This is a genomic window from Streptomyces sp. enrichment culture, from assembly GCF_964273145.1.
GTDB lineage: Bacteria > Actinomycetota > Actinomycetes > Streptomycetales > Streptomycetaceae > Streptomyces.
Map to the genome: position 1 here is coordinate 802,545 of NZ_OZ186873.1, position 19,606 is coordinate 822,150.

General features: G+C 72.3%; 19 protein-coding genes and 1 riboswitch. Of the genes, 8 read left to right on the top strand and 11 right to left on the bottom strand.

Going from position 1 to position 19,606, the window contains the following annotated elements:
• Window positions 1–342 precede the first annotated feature (342 nt).
• The gene (locus ACSU6Z_RS03690; protein ID WP_437042812.1) at window positions 343–1,152 is read left to right on the top strand and encodes a PhzF family phenazine biosynthesis protein; all 810 of its coding nucleotides are present in this window, start codon (window positions 343–345) and stop codon (window positions 1,150–1,152) included.
• A gap of 64 nt (window positions 1,153–1,216) precedes the next feature.
• Here the strand turns inward: ACSU6Z_RS03690 and ACSU6Z_RS03695 are convergent, their stop codons facing one another.
• Both ACSU6Z_RS03695 and ACSU6Z_RS03700 read right to left on the bottom strand, forming a co-directional pair.
• Window positions 1,217–1,996 carry a CPBP family intramembrane glutamic endopeptidase gene (locus tag ACSU6Z_RS03695; protein ID WP_437042814.1) on the bottom strand — a complete coding sequence of 260 codons (780 nt, stop codon included), beginning with the start codon at window positions 1,994–1,996 and terminating at the stop codon, window positions 1,217–1,219.
• Between the two features lie 107 nt (window positions 1,997–2,103).
• On the bottom strand, window positions 2,104–3,621 hold the full coding sequence (locus ACSU6Z_RS03700) for a glutamate--cysteine ligase (protein ID WP_437042816.1): 1,518 nt from the start codon (window positions 3,619–3,621) through the stop codon (window positions 2,104–2,106).
• A 576-nt stretch (window positions 3,622–4,197) separates the two neighbouring features.
• Between ACSU6Z_RS03700 and ACSU6Z_RS03705 the strand changes: the two genes are divergently transcribed.
• The 6 genes from ACSU6Z_RS03705 to ACSU6Z_RS03730 all read left to right on the top strand — a co-directional run bounded on the left by ACSU6Z_RS03705 (window position 4,198) and on the right by ACSU6Z_RS03730 (window position 8,963).
• Window positions 4,198–4,791 carry a hypothetical protein gene (locus ACSU6Z_RS03705; protein ID WP_437042818.1) on the top strand — a complete coding sequence of 198 codons (594 nt, stop codon included), beginning with the start codon at window positions 4,198–4,200 and terminating at the stop codon, window positions 4,789–4,791.
• Between the two features lie 340 nt (window positions 4,792–5,131).
• Entirely contained in the window at window positions 5,132–5,338 is a 207-nt protein-coding gene (locus tag ACSU6Z_RS03710; RefSeq protein WP_437042820.1) for a DUF5999 family protein, read from the top strand.
• Window positions 5,339–5,546: 208 nt separating this feature from the next.
• The gene (locus ACSU6Z_RS03715; protein WP_437042821.1) at window positions 5,547–5,942 is read left to right on the top strand and encodes a TOBE domain-containing protein; all 396 of its coding nucleotides are present in this window, start codon (window positions 5,547–5,549) and stop codon (window positions 5,940–5,942) included.
• A 231-nt stretch (window positions 5,943–6,173) separates the two neighbouring features.
• Window positions 6,174–6,977: a molybdate ABC transporter substrate-binding protein gene (gene modA / locus ACSU6Z_RS03720; protein WP_437042823.1), complete on the top strand. Its 804-nt coding sequence runs from the start codon at window positions 6,174–6,176 to the stop codon at window positions 6,975–6,977.
• Complete coding sequence (locus tag ACSU6Z_RS03725) at window positions 6,974–7,819, top strand: ABC transporter permease (RefSeq protein ID WP_437042824.1); 846 nt, start codon at window positions 6,974–6,976, stop codon at window positions 7,817–7,819. Before modA ends, ACSU6Z_RS03725 begins: the two co-directional genes overlap by 4 nt.
• A gap of 64 nt (window positions 7,820–7,883) precedes the next feature.
• Window positions 7,884–8,963 carry an ABC transporter ATP-binding protein gene (locus tag ACSU6Z_RS03730; RefSeq protein WP_437042826.1) on the top strand — a complete coding sequence of 360 codons (1,080 nt, stop codon included), beginning with the start codon at window positions 7,884–7,886 and terminating at the stop codon, window positions 8,961–8,963.
• 101 nt (window positions 8,964–9,064) lie between these two features.
• Here the strand turns inward: ACSU6Z_RS03730 and gcvP are convergent, their stop codons facing one another.
• A complete protein-coding gene (gcvP, locus tag ACSU6Z_RS03735) occupies window positions 9,065–11,950 on the bottom strand; it encodes an aminomethyl-transferring glycine dehydrogenase (RefSeq protein WP_437042828.1) in 2,886 nt (961 codons plus the stop codon).
• A gap of 176 nt (window positions 11,951–12,126) precedes the next feature.
• Window positions 12,127–12,222, bottom strand: a riboswitch (glycine riboswitch).
• A 126-nt stretch (window positions 12,223–12,348) separates the two neighbouring features.
• Here gcvP and ACSU6Z_RS03740 point away from each other — a divergent pair.
• Complete coding sequence (locus tag ACSU6Z_RS03740) at window positions 12,349–12,720, top strand: PRC-barrel domain-containing protein (RefSeq protein WP_437042830.1); 372 nt, start codon at window positions 12,349–12,351, stop codon at window positions 12,718–12,720.
• Between the two features lie 12 nt (window positions 12,721–12,732).
• Here the strand turns inward: ACSU6Z_RS03740 and ACSU6Z_RS03745 are convergent, their stop codons facing one another.
• From ACSU6Z_RS03745 to ACSU6Z_RS03780, 8 genes are all read right to left on the bottom strand, one after another.
• Window positions 12,733–14,205 carry a DNA polymerase IV gene (locus tag ACSU6Z_RS03745; protein WP_437042832.1) on the bottom strand — a complete coding sequence of 491 codons (1,473 nt, stop codon included), beginning with the start codon at window positions 14,203–14,205 and terminating at the stop codon, window positions 12,733–12,735.
• 101 nt (window positions 14,206–14,306) lie between these two features.
• On the bottom strand, window positions 14,307–14,948 hold the full coding sequence (locus ACSU6Z_RS03750; protein ID WP_437042834.1) for a MerR family transcriptional regulator: 642 nt from the start codon (window positions 14,946–14,948) through the stop codon (window positions 14,307–14,309).
• A gap of 232 nt (window positions 14,949–15,180) precedes the next feature.
• Entirely contained in the window at window positions 15,181–15,654 is a 474-nt protein-coding gene (locus ACSU6Z_RS03755) for a bifunctional nuclease family protein (protein ID WP_003988851.1), read from the bottom strand.
• 84 nt (window positions 15,655–15,738) lie between these two features.
• Window positions 15,739–16,476, bottom strand: coding sequence for a transcriptional regulator FtsR (gene ftsR / locus ACSU6Z_RS03760; protein WP_437042836.1), 738 nt, complete (start codon window positions 16,474–16,476; stop codon window positions 15,739–15,741).
• 38 nt (window positions 16,477–16,514) lie between these two features.
• Window positions 16,515–17,477 carry an FHA domain-containing protein gene (locus ACSU6Z_RS03765; RefSeq protein WP_437042839.1) on the bottom strand — a complete coding sequence of 321 codons (963 nt, stop codon included), beginning with the start codon at window positions 17,475–17,477 and terminating at the stop codon, window positions 16,515–16,517.
• A gap of 61 nt (window positions 17,478–17,538) precedes the next feature.
• The gene (locus ACSU6Z_RS03770) at window positions 17,539–18,387 is read right to left on the bottom strand and encodes a DUF881 domain-containing protein (RefSeq protein WP_437042841.1); all 849 of its coding nucleotides are present in this window, start codon (window positions 18,385–18,387) and stop codon (window positions 17,539–17,541) included.
• A gap of 5 nt (window positions 18,388–18,392) precedes the next feature.
• Window positions 18,393–18,725, bottom strand: a complete 333-nt coding sequence (locus ACSU6Z_RS03775; RefSeq protein WP_009343209.1) for a small basic family protein — start codon at window positions 18,723–18,725, stop codon at window positions 18,393–18,395.
• Window positions 18,722–19,594, bottom strand: coding sequence for a DUF881 domain-containing protein (locus tag ACSU6Z_RS03780; protein ID WP_437042843.1), 873 nt, complete (start codon window positions 19,592–19,594; stop codon window positions 18,722–18,724). Before ACSU6Z_RS03780 ends, ACSU6Z_RS03775 begins: the two co-directional genes overlap by 4 nt.
• Between the last annotated feature and the right edge of the window lie 12 nt (window positions 19,595–19,606).

Here is a 19,606-nt window from a genome sequence, read left to right on the forward strand (position 1 = left end):
GGGCCGCGCGCTCCGGCCACCGCGCCGGGCCGACCGGGGCCGTGCCGTCGTCGTCCTCGTTCGTGCCGACGGCACCCCCGTCCCCCGGTCAGGGCGGCGGCTCACCGGAGGGCCGTCCGCAGGTGCCGGCCGGCGCCGGCGGACAACGGATGCCGTACTCGCGCAGACCTTCGGGCTTTCGCGGCGGGCGTCCCGGGGGAAGCGGCGGCCGGCCGCGGCCCCGGACGGGTCCGCCGGCCAGCCGCCCGCGGTCACCGCGCGGGTGTCCTTCGCCCGCGTCCCGGTCCAGTGACCGCGAATTGGCCTTGGCCCGCGGGTACCCGGACTCCTTAACGTCCTGCCATGCGCATCCGAATCGTCGACGCCTTCACCGACCGGCCCTTCGCCGGCAATCCGGCCGGAGTCCTGCTCCTCGACGCCTTCCCGGACGACGACCGGCTCCAGAAGGTGGCCCTGGAGGTCAACCACGCCGAGACCGCGTTCGCCCACCGCCTGCCCGGGGGCGGCGAGGCCGACTGGGCGCTGCGCTGGTTCACGCCCGCCACCGAGGTGGCGATGTGCGGCCACGCCACGCTCGCCACGGCCCACGTCCTGCACACCACCGGCGCCCACGACGGCCCGGTCCGGTTCGCCACCCGCAGCGGCGTCCTGACCGCCACGCCGCGCGAGGACGGCTCGATCACCCTCGACTTCCCCACCGCCCCGCTCACCCCGGTGGAGGTCCCGGTGGGCGTCGCCGAGGCCCTGGGCACCGAGCCGCGCGCCGTCTTCGACACCGGTCCGGGCGTCGGGGACCTGCTCGTGGAGGTGGCCGACGAGAGGACCGTCCGGGGCCTGGCGCCCGACCTGAAGGCCCTCGCCGCCCACTCCGAGCGCGGCGTCATCGCCACCGCCCGCGCCGAGGACCCCGCCCGGGGGTACGACTTCGTCTCCCGGTGCTTCTTCCCGAACGTCGGCATCGACGAGGACCCGGTCACCGGCAGCGCCCACACCGCCCTCGCCCCCTTCTGGTCCGAGCGCCTGGGCCGCCCGGTCCTCACCGGCCTGCAGGCCTCCGCCCGCTCCGGTCGCGTCCGCACCGAGCTGCGCGGCGACCGCACGCTGCTGAGCGGGCGCGCGGTGACGGTCATCGAGGGCGAGCTGCTCGCCTGAACCGTCGTGCCAAGGGGACGTACGTCCTCCCGTACGCCCCCTTGGCAGTGCCGCACTCCCCCGTTCACGCCGTCGGCAGCCACCCCACCTTCCCCGCCAGGAGCGCGTAGCCGACGAACGCCCCGATGTCGAGCAGGGAGTGCGCCACGACCAGGGGCCCCACCCGGCCCCAGCGGCGGTACAGGTGCACGAAGACCACACCCATGACGAGGTTGCCGACGAAGCCGCCGATGCCCTGGTAGAGGTGGTAGGACCCGCGCAGCACCGCGCTGCCCGCGAGCGCCGCGCCCGGCGACCAGCCCAGCCGGTCCAGCCGCCGCAGCAGGTAGCCGACGACGATGACCTCCTCCACCACGGCGTTCTGCACCGCCGACAGGATCAGCACGGGGTGTTTCCACCACACGTCGGGCAGCGCCTCGGGGACCACGGTGAGGTTGAAGCCGAGTCCCCGGGCGACCAGGTAGAAGGCGATCCCGGTGCTGCCGATGACGGCCGCGACCGCGGCTCCGCGGCCCAGGTCCGGCCAGGGGCGGGTGCGGTCGAAGCCGAGGGTGCGCAGACTGTGCCCCTCGCGGAGCAGGAAGTGCGCGACGAGGGCGACGGGCACGAGCGCCGTGGTGATCCCGAACAGCTGCCAGGCGAGGTCGAGCCAGGGGCGCCCCGGCGCGGCGGAGGCGTTGAGCGTGGCCGCCTGGTCCTTGAGGCCGCCCGGCCGGGTGACCGATCCGACGAAGCTGATCAGGGCGGACACACCGCTCGCACCGAGCGACAGGCCCAGCACGAGCAGGGTCTCGTCACGAAGGGTCCGTCGTGCGAGCCGTTCCTGAACCGTCGATTCGGCCACCGCCGCGCGCCTCCGCCCGCACTCCGCCTCAAGGGCACACCGTCCTGGGTGTCACAGCATGCCCGATCGGCACGGGTGCCCGGTGAGGCGGGTTCCGACGGCCCCGGTCAGCCCAGCGGCACCGGCTCCGGCAGGCCAACCGGCCACAGGTGCACCGGCTCGCCCTGGCGCATGAGCTCGTGGTAACGCCGGGTGGTGGCGGCGAGCGCGGCCTGGCGGGACATGCCCGACTCCCGCGCCCGGTGGAACGTGGCGGACTGCCAGGTCGCCCCGTTCACCCGGCGTCGGCACCGCTCGTCGATCACGCCCAGGTACAGGTCCCGGTCGGCCGGCTCGATCCCCCAGGCGTCCAGGCCGGCCTCGGCCAGCGGCAGCAGTTCGTCGCGTACGAGGCTGACGGCGTCGACCTCGGCCGTGCCGCCGTACCGGCCGCGCCGGGGCCAGGTGAAGCGGGCGTCGATGCCGTGGCGGCAGGCGGCCTCGAAGTTGGCGGCGGCGGCCTCGAACGGCAGCCGGGTCCACACCGGCCGCGACTCCTCCGCGAGGGCGCGGACGACACCGTAGTAGAAGGCGGCGTTGGCGATGACGTCGGTGACGGTGGGGCCGGCGGGCAGCACCCGGTTCTCCACGCGCAGGTGCGGGACGCCGTCGGCGATGTCGTAGACGGGGCGGTTCCAGCGGTAGATGGTGCCGTTGTGCAGGACGAGCTCGGCGAGCCTGGGGACACCGCCCGCGTCCAGCACCGCCAGCGGGTCCTCGTCGTCGCAGATCGGCAGCAGGGCCGGGAAGTAGCGCAGGTTCTCCTCGAAGAGGTCGTGGACGGAGGAGATCCAGCGCTCCCCGAACCAGGTGCGCGGGCGCACGCCCTGCGCCTGGAGCTCGGGCGGGCGGGTGTCGGTGGCCTGCTGGAACAGCGGGGGCCGCGACTCGCGCCACAGCTCGCGGCCGAACAGGAAGGGCGCGTTGGCGCCGACGGCGATCTGCGCGGCGCTGACCGCCTGCGCGGCGTTCCACACGTCGGCGAAGCGGTCGGGGGTCACCTGGAGGTGCAGCTGCACGGAGGTGCAGGCGGCCTCCGGCGCGATCGACTTCGAGGTGCAGGTGAGGTGTTCGACACCGTCGATGTCGAGCGCGAACTCCTCGCCGCGGGCCGCCACGATCTGGTCGTTGAGCAGGGTGTAGCGGTCGGCCTCCGACAGGCTGGAGGAGACCAGGTCGTCACGGTCCAGCGTCGGCAGGATGCCGATCATCACGATGCCCGCGGCCAGTTCCCCGGCCTTCCGGTCGGCATATGCCAGGGAGGTTTGAATTTCCTCGGTGAGCCGGTCGAATACCCGCCCGCCCAGCCGGTGGGGGGCAATGTTGACCTCCAGGTTGAACATGGCCAGCTCGGTCTGGAAGTCACGGCTCGCGATCCGTTCGAGGACTTGCCCGTTCAGCATCTTCGGCATGCCGTCGGAGCCGACGAGATTCAATTCGATCTCCAGCCCCATCAAGTTCCTCGGACGGTCGAATCGCTGCTCCGCCAGGAGTCGCTCCAGGCCCGTCAGGCACTGACGGAGCTTGCCCCGGTAGCGCTGGCGATCGGACAGGTCGAACTGACCCGCCGCGACCTTCTCTCCCATCGAAGCATCCTTCCTCGAATCGGCGGACCGGTGATCCGCCCGTCAGTACCGCAGTCACGTGGGATGATGCCCCGCCGAAGCGATCGATAACGTCCCCGCGGCGCCCCGGCCTCCGCTACGCTGGACCGATGTGACCGGCGGCACATTCACCGGGCATGCCGCATCGCGCAGTTTCGGCGCCGTGGCAACTCGTGAAAAACGCCGACGACAATTAGCCGACCGCTCGGTGAGCATTTCCCGAGGTCACCGCTGTACAACCGGCCCGGAATCCGGATGATTCTCCTATAACGCCGACCGAATGTACTCTTGTTCTGCTTGCCGGGAACGGCTAGATGAAACACAGGCTGAACACACGTCGTATAAACTTCGCGACAGGCAGAAGGTTGGCGCCCACGGTCGGAGGATCTGGCCCCTCGGCGCGACGAGCGGCAGACCTCACCCTCACTTCGCACTTCCAGTGTCCTCAGAGCCCGGACCCGGCCCCCGCCTCTCCGCCTTCGTGAGCTGACAGCGTCGTCCGCCCCACCCACGCACGCCCTCGCGCCACCGTGCCTTCGAAATGAGAGGCGACCCATCATGCCGCTGCATGTCCCCCCGGCTCCCGCGCCCGCCCTTCGCTCCGTCCTCGCCGCGCTCTCCTCCCCCACCGCGGTCCGCGAAGCCCGAACGCCCTCCCTGCTCGCCGCCCAGGGGCCCGCAACGCCCGAACTGCCGCTGCCCGTGCACGTCCTGGACCGGATCTCCGCCGACGGCACGTCGACGACCCGGCTGACCGGGTGGCGCTTCCTGATCCGTTGCGGCGACCGCGCGGTGGCCGCGGCGGAGACCATGCTCACCCCCGACGGATGGGCCTTCTCGCACTTCTTCGAGGGCCCGTACGTCGCCTCCACCGAGCGCGCCCTGCGCCAGGCCGAGACGGTCCCGCAGCCCTACCAGCCGCGGCTGCTGTCGGTCCCCGGCCTGTACATGCTGACCCTGTGGCTGCACGGTGACTGCGCCGCGGACGCCGCCACCGGCAACCCCGCCGCCACCGACGTGCTGGTGCCGCTGGCACCGGCGCCGCCGGGCATCGCGGCCCACCGCCCGCACCGGGTCGCCGACCTGCTCCCCGTCCTGACCCACCGGGTCCCCCCGACGCCTCCGACGCCCCTGCTCGGCTCACCCGCCTGAAACCCGACCCACCCCGGCACGCGTGCCCCGGCGCCCCGCCCCGGCGCCGGGGCACGCCCGGCTGCGCGCCGGACAGCCCTCCACCCCGGCCGGACTAGCCCGATCCGGCCAGGGGAAACCACCCGGACCGGCGGCCCGCCGGGCCGAACCGCCCGGGTGGGTGACGCGTCCTGAACCTGTGAGGAAGCGGTGCCGCGAAATCCCTGCGGAGACACGGCCGTAGGGCAACACTGGGTTCGGACCGACTTACACAACGGGGGCGGCCATGAACGACGCTTCACGCCAGGGGACGGACACGACAGCGGTCCCGGACACCATGACAGAGCGAGAGAACCCTTCCATGTGCCAGCACCAGCCACCCTGCCCCCCAGCCACCTCCGCCGACCGGGAATCCGCCCGTCTCGTGGTGCACCACCCGGAACAGGGGTGGAGCCTGCTGTGCAACGGCGTCCTCCTCTTCGAGGACACCGGTGAGCTCCTGCCGGACGGCCGGGTCATCGCCCCGCACCGCCCGCTGGGCTCCGGCCGGGTGACGACGGCCGCCTGAGCGTCACGGGGCCGGCCCCGAAGCCGCTTCGGCGGGGCTCCCGGCCGCCCCGTCCCACCCGGCCCGCCGCGCCAGGTGGTGACGACGGCCCGATCAGCGACGGACCGACGGTATCGCCGGCCCCCGCGCCGACGCCGTACCGGGCCACGCCGAGGCCCGGTACGGCCCCGTGTCCGCCGGCCCCCGGGCGGCGCCTATCGTGACCGGCATGCAGTCCTACACGATCGGCCAGGCGGCACGGCTGCTCGGCGTCAGCCCGGACACCGCCCGGCGCTGGGCCGACGCCGGCCGGATCACCACCCACCGCGACGAGAGCGGGCGACGGCTCGTCGACGGCCGTGACCTGGCCGCCTTCTCGGTGGAACTCGCGCGGTCCGGCGACGGCAGGGAGGACGCTCCGCACACCTCGGTCCGCAACGCCTTCCCCGGGATCGTCACCGCGATCAAACTCGGCGACGTCGCGGCCCAGGTCGAGATCCAGGCCGGCCCCCACCGGCTCGTCTCCCTCCTGACCCGGGAGGCCGTCGAGGAGCTCGGCCTGGAGGTGGGCGTGGAGGCCATCGCCCGCGTGAAGTCGACGAACGTCCACGTCGACCGCGCCTGACCCGCCGGCTCCGCGCCACCCCACGGGCCCCTCCACCGGCGCACCGCACTCCGTACGAACGCACATGCCAGCCTCACCCCCGGCGATATCCCGCTCATGCCATGTGACAGCAGACGTATGCCTCGCAGATGCGGGATTATGATCGGCACATCGGTGGAGCACCGACGGACACCGCGCCCCCGCCCGGCGGCCCGTCGTGCCCGCCCCGGAAGACCGAGGGAGAGTGGCTCCGTGACGACCCGATCCGTGCGCCGTGGCCGCCGGAGCCCGCAGCCGGCCGGTGCCGCGGTCGCCGCGCTGCTGGTCCTGAGCGCCTGCTCCCCCGGTTCCGGCCCCGCGGATGCGGCGTCGTCGAAGCCGTCCGGCACGGTCACCGTCTTCGCCGCGGCCTCCCTGAAGGAGAGCTTCACCGTGCTCGGAAAGCAGTTCGAGGAGGAGTACCCGGGCACCGAGGTCACCTTCAACTTCAGCGGCAGCGACACCCTCGCCGCGAGCATCACCGGCGGCGCCCCCGCGGACGTGTTCGCCGCGGCCAGCGCCGGGACGATGAGGACCGTCACCGACCGGGGCGCCACGGCCGGGGCGCCCCGCACCTTCGTGCGCAACCGGCTGGAGATCGCCACCCTCCCCGGCAACCCCGACAGGATCGGCTCCCTGGAGGACCTCACCAAGCCCGGCCTGAAGGTGGTGCTGTGCGACGAGGCGGTGCCCTGCGGCGCCGCCGCGCGGACCGCCCTGAGGGCGGGCGGCCTCCGGCTCACCCCGGTGTCGTACGAGGAGGACGTCAAGAGCGCCCTGACCAAGGTCGTCCTGAAGGAGGCCGACGCCGCCGTCGTCTACCGGACGGATGTGCGGGCGGCCGGTGACAAGGTGGAGGGCGTGGACTTCCCCGAAGCGGCCGAGGCCGTCAACGACTATCCGATCGCCCTGCTCGACGAAGCGCGCAACCCCGGCACGGCCCGCGCCTTCATCGACCTGGTGAGATCCGCCGAGGGGCAGAAGGTGCTGGCCTCGGCCGGGTTCCTCACCCCGTGACCGGGACCGGCAAGCCGGGGGCCGGCGGCCCGCCGCGCCGCGGGGGCACCGGTCGGCCGGCGGCCCGGCGGGCGCCCCTGCCCCTGCTCGTCCCCGCGGCGGTGGGCCTGGCGTTCCTGCTGCTGCCCCTGCTCTCCCTGCTCGTACGGGCTCCCTGGCACAGCCTCCCGGAACAGCTGACCAGCGCCGAGGTGTGGCAGGCACTGCGGCTGTCCCTGCTCTGCGCCACCGCGGCGACCGCGCTGAGCCTGCTCATCGGCGTGCCGCTGGCCTGGCTCCTGGCCCGCACCGACTTCCCCGGCCGGGGCGTGGTCCGCGCCCTGGTGACCCTGCCGCTCGTCCTGCCCCCGGTGGTGGGCGGCGTCGCCCTGCTGCTCGCCTTCGGCCGCAACGGCGTCATCGGGCAGTGGCTGGACTCCTGGTTCGGGATCACGCTGCCGTTCACCACCACGGGCGTCGTGCTCGCGGAGACGTTCGTGGCGATGCCGTTCCTCGTCATCAGCGTCGAGGGCACCCTGCGCGCCGCCGACCCGCGCTACGAGGAGGCCGCCGCGACGCTGGGCGCGTCCCGCTTCACCGCGTTCCGCCGGGTCACCCTGCCGCTGATCGCCCCGGGCATCGCGGCGGGGGCGGTCCTCGCCTGGGCCCGGGCCCTGGGCGAGTTCGGGGCGACGATCACCTTCGCCGGCAACTTCCCCGGCCGCACCCAGACGATGCCGCTCGCGGTCTACCTGGCCCTCCAGAACGACCCGGCGGCGGCGATCGCCCTCAGCCTGGTCCTGCTGGCCGTCTCCATCGCCGTCCTGGCCGGGCTGCGGGACCGCTGGATGACGGCATCCTGAGGAACGACGACCACGACCTGACGATGCCGATGACGCTGACGATGACGACGGTGGCCGCCCCCTCATGACCGCTCCCCGCCCCGCACCCGCCCCCGCCGCACCCGACGAGGGACTCGACGCCCGCCTCGTCGTCGACCGCGGCGCCTTCCGCCTCGACGTCACCCTGACCGCCGCTCCCGGCGACGTCCTCGCCCTGCTCGGCCCCAACGGCGCCGGCAAGACCACCGCCCTGCGGGCGCTCGCCGGCCTGACCCCGCTCACCGACGGCCATCTGCGCCTCGACGGCGTCCCGCTGGACCGTACGCCGCCCGAGTCACGCCCCGTCGGCGTGGTGTTCCAGGACTACCTGCTCTTCCCCCACCTCACCGCTCTGGACAACGTCGCCTTCGGGCCGCGCTGCCGGGGCGCCGGCAAGGCGGAGGCCCGGGCCCTGGCCGCCGAGTGGCTGGACCGCATGGGCCTGTCCGGGCACGCCGACGCCAAGCCGCGCCGCCTGTCCGGCGGCCAGGCCCAGCGCGTGGCCCTGGCCCGCGCCCTGGCCACCCGCCCCCGGCTGCTGCTCCTAGACGAGCCGCTCGCCGCGCTGGACGCCCGCACCCGCCTGGAGGTGCGCGCCCGGCTCCGTCGCCACCTGGCCGAGTTCGAGGCCGTGGCCGTCCTGGTCACGCACGACCCGCTGGACGCCATGGTGCTGGCCGACCGGCTGGTCGTCGTCGAGCACGGCCGGGTCGTCCAGGAGGGCGCCCCCTCCGACATCGCCCGCCGCCCCCGCACGGACTACATCGCCCAGCTGGTCGGCCTGAACCTGTACCGGGGCCTGGCCGACGGGCACACCGTCCGGCTCGACGCGGGCCCCGCCCTGACCACCGCGGAAGCCCTCACCGGCCCGGTCTTCGTCGCCTTCCCGCCCGGCGCGGTCACCCTGCACCGGGAGCGCCCCACCGGCTCCAGCGCCCGCAACCTCTGGCGCTGCGAGGTCGCCGGCCTGGAGACCCACGGCGACCGGATCCGCGCCGGCCTCACCGGCGAACTCGCCCTCGCCGCCGACCTCACCACGGTCGCCGCCGCCGAACTGGGCCTCCATCCGGGCGTCCCGGTGTGGGCAGCGGTGAAGGCGACGCAGACCCACGCGTACCCGGCCTGAAACGCCACCCCCACGGCGGGCCGGCACACGGAGGGGCTCCGCCCGGCCGCACGCGGCGGCCGGGCGGAGCCCCTCCGGGCGGAACCGCCGCCGGGCGCCCCTCAGTCCTCGTACGCGTCCGGCGGCGGGCACGAACAGACCAGGTTCCGGTCGCCGAAGGCCTGGTCGATCCGGCGCACCGGCGGCCAGTACTTGTCGGCGGCGGACACCCCGCCCGGGAAGAGGGCCTCCTCACGGCTGTACGGGTGTTCCCACGCCCCGCCCAGCGCGGCGGCCGTGTGCGGCGCGCCCCGCAGCGGGTTGTCGTCCGCGGGCCACTCGCCGGAGCCCACCTTCTCGATCTCCGCGCGAATGGCGATCATCGCCTCGCAGAACCGGTCCAGCTCGGCCAGGTCCTCCGACTCGGTCGGCTCGATCATCAAGGTGCCGGCCACCGGGAACGACATCGTCGGCGCGTGGAAGCCGTAGTCGATCAGCCGCTTGGCGACGTCGTCCACGGTCACGCCGGTCGCCTTGGTCAGCGGGCGCAGGTCGATGATGCACTCGTGCGCGACCAGTCCACCGGGGCCGGTGTACAGCACCGGGTAGTGCGGCTCCAGCCGCTTGGCGACGTAGTTGGCGGACAGCACGGCCACCTGCGTGGCCCGCTTGAGCCCCTCGCCGCCCATGAGCCGGACGTACGCCCACGAGATCGGCAGGATGCCCGCGGAACCCCACGGCGCGGCCGAGACCGGGCCCACACCGGTCGCCGGGCCGGCCGCGGGCTGCAGCGGGTGGTTGGGCAGGTACGGCGCCAGGTGCGACCGCACGGCCACCGGGCCGACGCCGGGGCCGCCACCGCCGTGCGGGATGCAGAACGTCTTGTGCAGGTTCAGGTGGGAGACGTCGCCGCCGAAGTGGCCCGGCTTGGCGAGGCCCACCAGTGCGTTGAGGTTGGCGCCGTCGACGTACACCTGGCCGCCCGCCTCGTGCACCTGCGCGCAGATGTCGGCGACGTGCTCCTCGAACACACCGTGCGTCGACGGGTACGTGATCATCAGCACCGCCAGCTCGTCACGGTGCTGCTCGATCCTGGCCCGCAGGTCCTCGACGTCGATCTCGCCGTCCTCGGCGGTCCTGACGACGACGACCTTCATGCCGGCCATGACCGCGCTCGCGGCGTTCGTGCCGTGCGCGGAGGAGGGGATCAGGCACACCGTCCGCTGCTCGTCGCCGTTGGCGCGGTGGTATCCGCGTACGGCGAGCAGGCCGGCCAGCTCGCCCTGCGATCCGGCGTTCGGCTGGAGCGACACCTTGTCGTAGCCGGTGACCTCGGCGAGCCGCTCCTCCAGTTCACGGATGAGCGTCAGGTAGCCCTGCGCCTGTTCGGCGGGCGCGAACGGGTGCAGCTGCCCGAACTCCGGCCAGGTGACGGGCTCCATCTCCGTCGTCGCGTTGAGCTTCATGGTGCAGGAGCCCAGCGGGATCATGCCGCGGTCCAGCGCGTAGTCCCGGTCGGCGAGGCGGCGCAGGTAGCGCAGCATCGCGGTCTCGGAGCGGTGCTGGTGGAAGACGGGGTGGGTCAGGTAGTCGTCGGTGCGCAGCAGCGCCTCGGGCAGCGCGTCCCGGGCCGTCGCGTCCAGCGCCTCGATGTCGCCCTCGACGCCGAACGCGTTCCACACGGCGCCGATCTGCGCGCGCCCGGTCGTCTCGTCGCAGGCGACCGAGACGTGGTCGGCGTCGACGAGGCGCAGGTTCACCCCGTTCTCACGCGCGGCGGCGACGACCTCGGCGGCCCGGCCCGGCACCCGCGCGGTGACCGTGTCGAAGTAGCTGCCGTGGACGACCTCGACCCCGCCGTTCGCCAGCCCGGCCGCCAGGATCGCGGCGTAGCGGTGCGTGCGCCGCGCGATGCCCTTCAGGCCGTCCGGTCCGTGGTAGACGGCGTACATGCCGGCCATGACGGCGAGCAGCACCTGCGCGGTGCAGATGTTGCTCGTCGCCTTCTCCCGGCGGATGTGCTGTTCACGCGTCTGCAGCGCGAGGCGGCAGGCCTTGTTCCCGTCCGCGTCGACGGAGACGCCCACGAGCCGTCCGGGCAGGCTGCGCGCCATCTCCTGCCGGACGGCCAGGTAGCCGGCGTGCGGCCCGCCGAAGCCCATCGGCACACCGAAGCGCTGCGTCGTGCCGACCGCGATGTCCGCGCCGAGCTCGCCGGGGGACTTCAGCAGGGTCAGCGCGAGCAGGTCGGCGGCGACGGTGACGAGCGCGCCGAGCTCGTGCGCCTGGTCGATGACCGGCTTGATGTCGCGTACGGCACCGCAGGCGCCCGGGTACTGGATCAGGACGCCGTTGATCTCCCGCTCGGCGATCTGCGCCGGGATGCCCTCGCTCAGGTCGGCGACGACGACCTCGACGCCGGTCGGCTCCGCGCGGGTCCGCACCACGGCGATGGTCTGCGGCAGCGCGTCCGAGTCGACCAGGAACAGGCCCTTCTTGTTCTTGCCCATGCGCCGGGACAGCGCCATCGCCTCGGCGGCGGCGGTGCCCTCGTCCAGCAGCGAGGCGCCGGAGGTCGGCAGACCGGTCAGGTCGGCGACCATCGTCTGGAAGTTCAGCAGGGCCTCCAGACGGCCCTGGGAGATCTCCGGCTGGTACGGCGTGTAGGCGGTGTACCAGGCGGGGTTCTCCATGACGTTGCGCAGGATGACCGGGGGCGTGAAGGTGCCGTAGTAGCCCAGCCCGATCATCGAGTCGAGGACCTGGTTGCGGTCGGCCAGGGAGCGCAGCTCGGCCAGCACCTCGGCCTCGGTGCGCGCTCCGGGCAGCTCCAGCGCGTCGTGGTTCCTGATCACATCCGGCACCGCGGCGGCCGTCAGCTCGTCGAGCGAGCCGTAGCCGACCTGCGCGAGCATCTTGGCCCGCGCCTCGTGGTCGGGGCCGATGTGGCGCTGTTCGAAGGGGATTGCCTGTTCGAGCTCGGAGAGCGGAATGCGGGGGGCGGTCATTGCGGAGGCCTCCTGGTCTGACGCGACCTGCGAGGGGCACCACGGCGCGGGTACCCGGACGGCCTCCCCCTCTGTCATCTCGACCTGAGAGCTTCACCGGGCCGCCCGAGGGCTCCCGGCTTTCACCGTCGGTGAGAGCGGACGCCGCCGGCACCCGCCCTGCTTTCCAGAGTGACCTCGTCCGTGCGGTACAGGTGCCTGAGAGATTCCGGGGAGGATTTGCTCCTTCGGCGCCTCCGATGAAGCCTGGAGGACTCTCCCGCACGGGGTCAGCAGCCGTTCGTCAGCCTACCAGCGGGGTCAACACCCGGACGTTCGAGTGGCCGCCCCCGCGATTGTGCTCTTTCGTGGTGCCTACGGATGATTCGCCGGAGGAATTGCGACCAAGTGGAGGGCCCGTGCGTACCGACATCGATCCGCGCAACCTGATCGGCCGCAAGGCGTTCGACCGCGACGGCAACAAGATCGGCACCATCGACGAGGTCTACCTCGACGACGCCACCGGCCTGCCCGAGTGGGCGGCCGTACGCACCGGCCTGTTCAGCAGGGACGCCTTCGTGCCCCTGGAGCCCAGCGAACTGGTCGACGGCGCCCTGCGCGTCCCCTTCGACCGGGCCCTGATCAAGGAGGCCCCCGACTTCGGCGTCGGCCGCCACCTCTCACCGGAACAGGAACTCCAGCTCTACCACCACTACGGTCTCGACGTGGCCCCTCCGCCCGCGCTCCCCGACCGCGACTTCGGCAGACTGGCGGGCTCGGAGGAGACCTGACGGGCCCGTCCCTCAGCCCGCCGCCTCCCGGCCGACGGCCCCGGGTCCTCGCGGCACCAACGGCACGGACAGCTCGGACGGCACGGACGGCACGGACGGCACGGACGGCACGGACGGCACGGACGGCACGGACGGCACGGACGGCACGGACGGCACCAGCGGCAGCGGATCCGCCGGCTCCAGGTCCGGGTCCTCGACCCGGAAGGTCCGCACCCGCCCGGGCCCGGAACCGGGTGTCTCGAACCGCACGGTGACCCGCCCGAGTCCGCTGCCCTGCACCCACCCGTGCCCGTACGCCGCATGCCGCACGTCGTGCCCGGCGGGCCAGCGGCGCTCGGCGCCGGGCTCCTGCCGTTCCTCGGCCGGCGGCTCCTCCCGCTCGGGCTCCTCCCCCGGCGGCTCCGCCCGCTCCCCCGCCGCCTGCGCGAACAGGTCCTCCTGCGTGTAGTCGGCGAGCCCGCTGACGCCCACCCCGAGCAGCCGTACGCCGCCCGTGGTGTCCACCGAGTCCAGCAGCCGCGCCGCCGCCTCCCGCACCACCGCCGGATCGTCGGTGGGCCCGCGCAGCGTCTCGGAACGGGTCAGTGTGGAGAAGTCGTACCGCCGCACCTTCAGCACGATGGTCCGCCCGGACAGCCCGGCCGCGCGCAGCCGCCGCACGCACCGGTCGGCCAGCCGCTGCACCTCCAGGCCGACCCGCACCCGGTCGTGGATGTCCACGTCGTAGGTGTCCTCGACGGACACCGACTTGGCCTCGCGCTCGGCCACCACGGGCCGCTCGTCCCGCGCCAGCGCCATCGCGTACAGGGCTCGCCCGTGGGCCTTGCCGAGCAGCCGGACGAGCTCGTCCTCGCCCGCCTCGGCGAGCTCGTCGACCGTCGTGATCCCGGCCCGCCGCAAGTGGTCGCCGGTCGCCGGGCCCACCCCGGGCAGCGTCCGCACGGACAGGGGTCCGAGCAGCTCCCGTTCGGTGCCCGGCTCGATCAGCACCAGCCCGTCGGGCTTGGCCTGCTCGGAGGCGATCTTGGCGAGCATCTTGGAGGCCGCGAGCCCGACCGAGCCGGTGAGCCCGGTGACGGCCCGGATGTCCGCGCGCAACTTCGCCCCCACCAGCCGCGCCGACTCCGCGTCCCGGGCCGTCCCGCCGGCCTCCAGGTCCACGAACGCCTCGTCCAGGCTCAACGGCTCCACGAGCGGCGACAGGGACCGCAGCAGCCCCATGACCTGCTCACTGATCGACCGGTAGAGCCCGAACCGCGGGACGAGGTACGCGGCGTTCGGCGCGAGCCGCCGCGCCTGCGCCATGGGCATCGCCGAGCGGACCCCGAAGACGCGCGCCTCGTACGACGCGGTGGCGACCACGCCCCTGGGCCCGAGCCCGCCCACGACGACGGCTTTCCCGCGCAGGCTCGGTTTCGACGCCTGTTCGACCGAGGCGTAGAAGGCATCCATGTCGAGGTGCAGGATGGTGGGCGCGCTTCTCACGCCTTCGATGCTGCCCTACGCCACTGACAACGGTCCCGTCCACCCACCCGTGTCCGTGGGACCGCTCCCAGCAGCCTTTCCCGGACCTGCCGTGCCCGTCCTCAGACGGCCCGGTTGCGCCGCCGCGCCAACTCGTCGGCGGGGTTGTGGCCGATCAGTGTCTCGCCCGTGTCGATCCGCTCCCCGTGCAGCTGGGACAGCGCGCTCTCCACGTCCCGCCACACCACCCCGACGGCGATCCCGAAGATGCCCTGCCCGCCCTGGAGCAGCGCGTGCATCTCGTCGGGCGAGGTGCATTCGTAGACGGTGGCACCGTCGCTCATCAGCGTCATGCGCTCCAGGTCGCGAAAACCGCGCTCCCTGAGGTGCTGCACGGCGGTGCGGATGTTCTGCAGCGACACCCCGGTGTCGAGGAACCGCTTGACGATCTTCAGCACGACGACGTCGCGGAAGCTGTACAGACGCTGCGTCCCGGACCCGTGGGCGGGCCGCACGCTCGGTTCGACGAGTCCGGTACGGGCCCAGTAGTCCAGCTGCCGGTAGGTGATGCCGGCGGCCGCGCAGGCCGTCGGGCCGCGGTAGCCGATCTGCTCGGACGCCATGGACGTCGCCCCTCCGCTGCTCGGCACGGCCGTCGGTCGCTGCGGAGCGTGACCGGCCGCACTATAAAGCGGGTACGGGCCGCTCGCCCCGAGACTGCGTCCGGGGGCACCCCCAGCCGTACCGTCGCCGCTGGTTCTCACGCCGACCTCCGTCCTTGACCTGCCTTCTCGACGGTAGGCAGTCACCAAGGGTGCGTCAACGATCGCCACACTCGGCACGCCGAGTGATAATCACCCTACGAGTGGTTTCCCGTACCCCACCGCGGGGAAAGGTTAGCCGAATGTGCCCACGGGGGCCGCGCGACGCTCGCACCGGCCGTCGGCGCGTACCCGGACTTCCTCCGCCGCCGGCCGCACGACCCTCCCGGACGCCTCACTGGCTGCTGCTACCGAAGTCCTCCGGCGAGATCTGGTCGAGGAACTCGCGGAACTTCTCCACCTCGTCCTCCTGCTCGTCCGGGATCGCGATGCCCGCGTCGTCGAGCACCGTGTCACTGCCGTAGATCGGCGTTCCGGTGCGCAGCGCCAGCGCTATGGCGTCGGACGGCCTGGCGCTCACCTCGACTCCGCTGGCGAAGACCAGCTCCGCGTAGAAGACCCCCTCACGCAGGTCTGTGATGCGTACCTCGGTGAGCTCCTGGCCGACGGCTTCCAGCACGTCCTTGAAGAGGTCGTGGGTCAGCGGCCGCGCCGGAGCCATGCCCTGCTGGGCGAAGGCGATCGCCGTCGCCTCCCCCGGTCCGATCCAGATGGGAAGGTAACGGTCGCCCCCCACTTCACGCAGCAGCACGATCGGTTGGTTGGAGGGCATCTCGACCCGGACACCTACGACATCGAGCTCGTTCACACAGCAACCCTAGGCCGTGCCCGGGACGTTTGGGTAGTCGGGCAGGGAACGGGTGACCGATCCATACCCGCCCATACACCCCTTTCAGGGAAGGCGCACCCCGAGCGCGGTCTGCACGAGCGCCGCGTGCAGCCGCACCGCGAGCCCCGCCAGCTCCTTGGTACGGGCCTCCGCGTGAGCCCTGGTCTGCGGGTTCCGGTGCCGTCTGAGCGGTGCCACCACCTGGTCCACCAGCCCGGCCTCCCGGTCGGCGGCGGCCTTCATCACCCGCAGGTGCCGTGGCTCGATCCCGAACCGCCCCAGCTCGACGACGAGGGAGGCCACGGTGGCCGCTTCGGCGTCGTACGCGCCGTCGGGCAACGGAGCGATGAGCCCGTACGACTCCCATTCCTGGAGCTCCTGCTCCTCGATGCCCGCCGCGGCGAGCAGCTCGGCCCGCCCGATCCGGGCCGCCGCGGGCCCCTCGGACGGATCCGGCGGCGCCTCCCCGTCGCGCTTCGGGCCCAGCTTCGGCAGCTGCACGGCCTCACCACGCTCCACGGCGTCCAGGTACTCCCGGATCACCTTCAACGGCAGGTAGTGGTCCCGCTGCAACCTCAGGACATGGCCGAGCCGCTCGACATCGCTCGCGCTGAACTTGCGGTACCCCGCCGGGGTCCGCTGCGGCTCGACGAGCCCCTCCGACTCCAGGAAACGGATCTTGGAGATGGTGATGTCGGGAAACTCGTCACGCAGCACGTTCAGCACCGTGCCGATGCTCATCGGCTCGCCGTCCGTGGCGGCGGTGCCGTGCCCGGCACCGCCACTCGGTGTTTGAAGCATGGACCTTCCCTGCGGATCCCCGGACGGACTCCGGGGGGTCAGTAGCCCCGTTGGCTCGTGTAGAAGACCAGCCGGTACTTGCCGATCTGGACCTCGTCCCCGTTCGACAGAGCGACCTGGTCGATCCGCTCCCGGTTCACGTACGTGCCGTTCAGGCTGCCTACGTCGGCCACCGTGAACGTGCCGTCCGCACCGCGGCGGAACTCCACGTGGCGGCGGGAGACCGTCACATCGTCCAGGAAGATGTCGCTCTGCGGATGACGCCCGGCCGTGGTCAGCTCACCGTCCAGGAGGAAGCGGCTGCCCGAGTTCGGCCCGCGGCGCACGACCAGCAGTGCCGAACCCAGCGGCAGCGCGTCGACGGCCGCCTGGGCCTCGGGGGACAGCGCCGGCAGCTGCGTCTGTCCGGTGGCCTCGGCGTCGTAGGCCTCCAGACCGGAGATGGAGATCGTGGAGGTCGTCTCCGACGAGCGCTCCGCCGCGACGCCCGGCCGCAGCGGCGTACCGCAGTGGGAGCAGAAGCGGCTGTCCTGCGCGTTGCGGTTACCGCACCTCGTACACACCAGGGCCGACATGGAAGGATCCTCCTGCCGCGGCTGCCCCGCCGGGGCGTTGGACGCGTACGGGCCGGAGGTGAACCCTCCACCCGTACCTGAGGTTGACGGTTGCCCGAAACCTATGCCGCCGGACTGCGCAGGGTCAACAGACGGCGCGCCCTGACCACCGGAAATGTCACCGCCCGGACCAGCCACCTGGTCCCGGTACAGCGGACGCTGGCTCTCTGCGTCAGGCTGTGCGCGATGACGAGCGGTCGCGTGGCTGTCGCGGCCCTCTCGCGCGCTCTTGCCGAACAACTTCGCAAACAACTTCACGGGCGATTCCCCTTGACCGAAACAGACCCGCCCGTGGGGCAGGACGAACCCTGACTGAACGTACTGGCCGACCCGGACATCCTGACAACGTCCGTCTCCACCAGACAGTTTCCACCACGCACCATCCATTCGGTGCGCCGACCCCCCGCAACTTCATGCCCTCGCCGGACGGCCCCCATGCACTCCCGGTTCACCGGGAGGACAACCGAGCGTAGTCAGGCCGCTTCGCCGCTCGCAAGGCATCCACGACGATCTTGCTCGACCGCTCAACAGTAACGGTGGCCTGTTCCTTCTCGAGAGTCTGCACCACGCCTCCAGGGATGTTGAGGGCCGGTTCGAGGTCCTGCGGCTTGCCGATGACCTTGAAACGATAAGGCGCGTTGATCTTGTTCCCGTCGACGCTCACGTCGCCACCGGAATCCGTCAGGTACGTTCCGGCGACGACCCGTACGCCGTTCACCTGGATCGCCTCCGCACCGGCCGCGCGCAGCTCCTGGATCGCGTCGAGCAGCATGTCCGCCTCGACCGTCCCCTTCGTGTCCTCGATGGTCATGGTGATGCCGGGGCCCTGCGCGGCCACGGTGCCCGCCAGAATGCCGAGTTGCCGTTCCCTCTCGACCGTCTGCCTGCGCGCTTCCTCGGCCTGGTCGGAGCTGTTCTCCAGCTCGTCCCGCTGCTTCTCGAGCCCCTGCTTCTCGTCCTCAAGACGCTGTGTGCGGTCGTCGAGTTCATCGAGGATGCGAACCAGATCCTCCTGGCGCGCGCCGCGCAGGGCACTGTCCCCGTCGCTGTTGGACGCCACCTGGATCGCCAGTCCGAAACCGAGCCCGAACAGCAGCAGGGCGACGATGAGTTGGGCTCGTGTGACACGTGGCGGCCACAGCCCCTTGACCAGCCGCTGCCGGCCGGTCAGCGGAGCCGGTTCCTCGTTCCGCTCCTCCGCGGCCGGAGGGACCACCGCGGGCACCTCCGCGGGCAGCTCCTTGCGCAGTCCGTTCCCGGGCTTCCCGGCGCGCTCCCGCTCCTCGTGGTCGCTCATCGCGCTCACGCCCGGAAGACGTGCCGGCGGATCGCCGCGGCGTTGGAGAAGATACGGATGCCGAGGACCACCACGACACCGGTGGACAGCTGGGCCCCCACGCCCAACTTGTCCCCGAGGAACACGATCAGCGCGGCCACGACCACGTTCGACAGGAACGACACCACGAAGACCTTGTCGTCGAAGATGCCGTCGAGCATGGCCCGCAGACCGCCGAAGACGGCGTCGAGCGCCGCCACGACAGCAATCGGCAGATAAGGCTCGACGACCGCCGGAACCTCGGGCCGGACCAACAGGCCCGCCACGACTCCCAGGACGAGGCCCAGTACGGCGATCACGATGTGCCCTTCTCGGTTTTCTCGGTTTCTTGGGTTTTTCGGGTTTTCTCGAAGTACGGCTGCGCCGTCCGCACGATCACACTCGGTGCGGCGGGGATCCGGAGTTCCTCCTCCACGGAGATGCCGGTCCTGATCCCGAAGTTCTCCTGCAGGGCATGCAGGTACATCCCGTCGGAGCTGTCCTGGAACTTCGCGCTGAGCCGTTCGCCGTCCCCCACCGCGAGCACCGTGTACGGCGGCACCAGCGGTTTGTTGTCGACCAGTATCGCGTCACCCGCGGCCCTGATCGCGGACAGGGCGGTCAGCCGCTGCCCGTTGATGGCGATCGCCTCGGCGCCCGAGGCCCACAGCCCGTTGACCACCCGCTGCATGTCCCGGTCGCGCACCCGGCCGGTGTCGGAGAACCCGGATGTCCCGCGCACCTCGCCATCGGCGCCACCGCTCGCGTCCTCGGCATCGTCGACCACGAGCTTCACCCCGGGGCCGTGCACCTCCACGGCCCCCGACAGGACTCCCACCAGTTGCTGCGACTCGCCGCCGCCGCTTTGCTCCAGCGCCTCGCGCTGCCGCGCGCTCACGTCGTCGCGCAGTTCGTCGACGCTGTGCTCCAGCTTGTCCGCCGCCTCGCTCTCCCGGTCGATCCGGTCGATGAGTTCCTCGCGCTCCTTGGCGACGACGGGCGCTTCGACCCGTGCCTGCGCCGCTCCTACGGTCACGACGAGAGCGGCGAGTACCAGCCCGGCGGCCAGGCCCAGCTTGGCCCGGAGCGTTTTGGGCATGCCACCGGTGCCGTCGGCCCTCTTCCGCGCGGCGGCCTCGGCGTATCCGTCGTCGAGGCTGTGGTCCATGACGTTCGTGATCAACGACATGGACGCGTCCGG

Coding starts and splice junctions, on each gene's coding strand:
- ACSU6Z_RS03690 (WP_437042812.1), top strand. CDS start 343: ATGCGCATCCGAATCGTCGACGCCTTCACCGACCGGCCCTTCGCCGGC.
- ACSU6Z_RS03700 (WP_437042816.1), bottom strand. CDS start 3,621: ATGGGAGAGAAGGTCGCGGCGGGTCAGTTCGACCTGTCCGATCGCCAG.
- ACSU6Z_RS03705 (WP_437042818.1), top strand. CDS start 4,198: ATGCCGCTGCATGTCCCCCCGGCTCCCGCGCCCGCCCTTCGCTCCGTC.
- ACSU6Z_RS03710 (WP_437042820.1), top strand. CDS start 5,132: ATGTGCCAGCACCAGCCACCCTGCCCCCCAGCCACCTCCGCCGACCGG.
- ACSU6Z_RS03715 (WP_437042821.1), top strand. CDS start 5,547: ATGCAGTCCTACACGATCGGCCAGGCGGCACGGCTGCTCGGCGTCAGC.
- ACSU6Z_RS03730 (WP_437042826.1), top strand. CDS start 7,884: ATGACCGCTCCCCGCCCCGCACCCGCCCCCGCCGCACCCGACGAGGGA.
- gcvP (WP_437042828.1), bottom strand. CDS start 11,950: ATGACCGCCCCCCGCATTCCGCTCTCCGAGCTCGAACAGGCAATCCCC.
- ftsR (WP_437042836.1), bottom strand. CDS start 16,476: ATGCTTCAAACACCGAGTGGCGGTGCCGGGCACGGCACCGCCGCCACG.
- ACSU6Z_RS03765 (WP_437042839.1), bottom strand. CDS start 17,477: ATGGATGGTGCGTGGTGGAAACTGTCTGGTGGAGACGGACGTTGTCAG.
- ACSU6Z_RS03770 (WP_437042841.1), bottom strand. CDS start 18,387: ATGAGCGACCACGAGGAGCGGGAGCGCGCCGGGAAGCCCGGGAACGGA.
- ACSU6Z_RS03780 (WP_437042843.1), bottom strand. CDS start 19,594: ATGTCGTTGATCACGAACGTCATGGACCACAGCCTCGACGACGGATAC.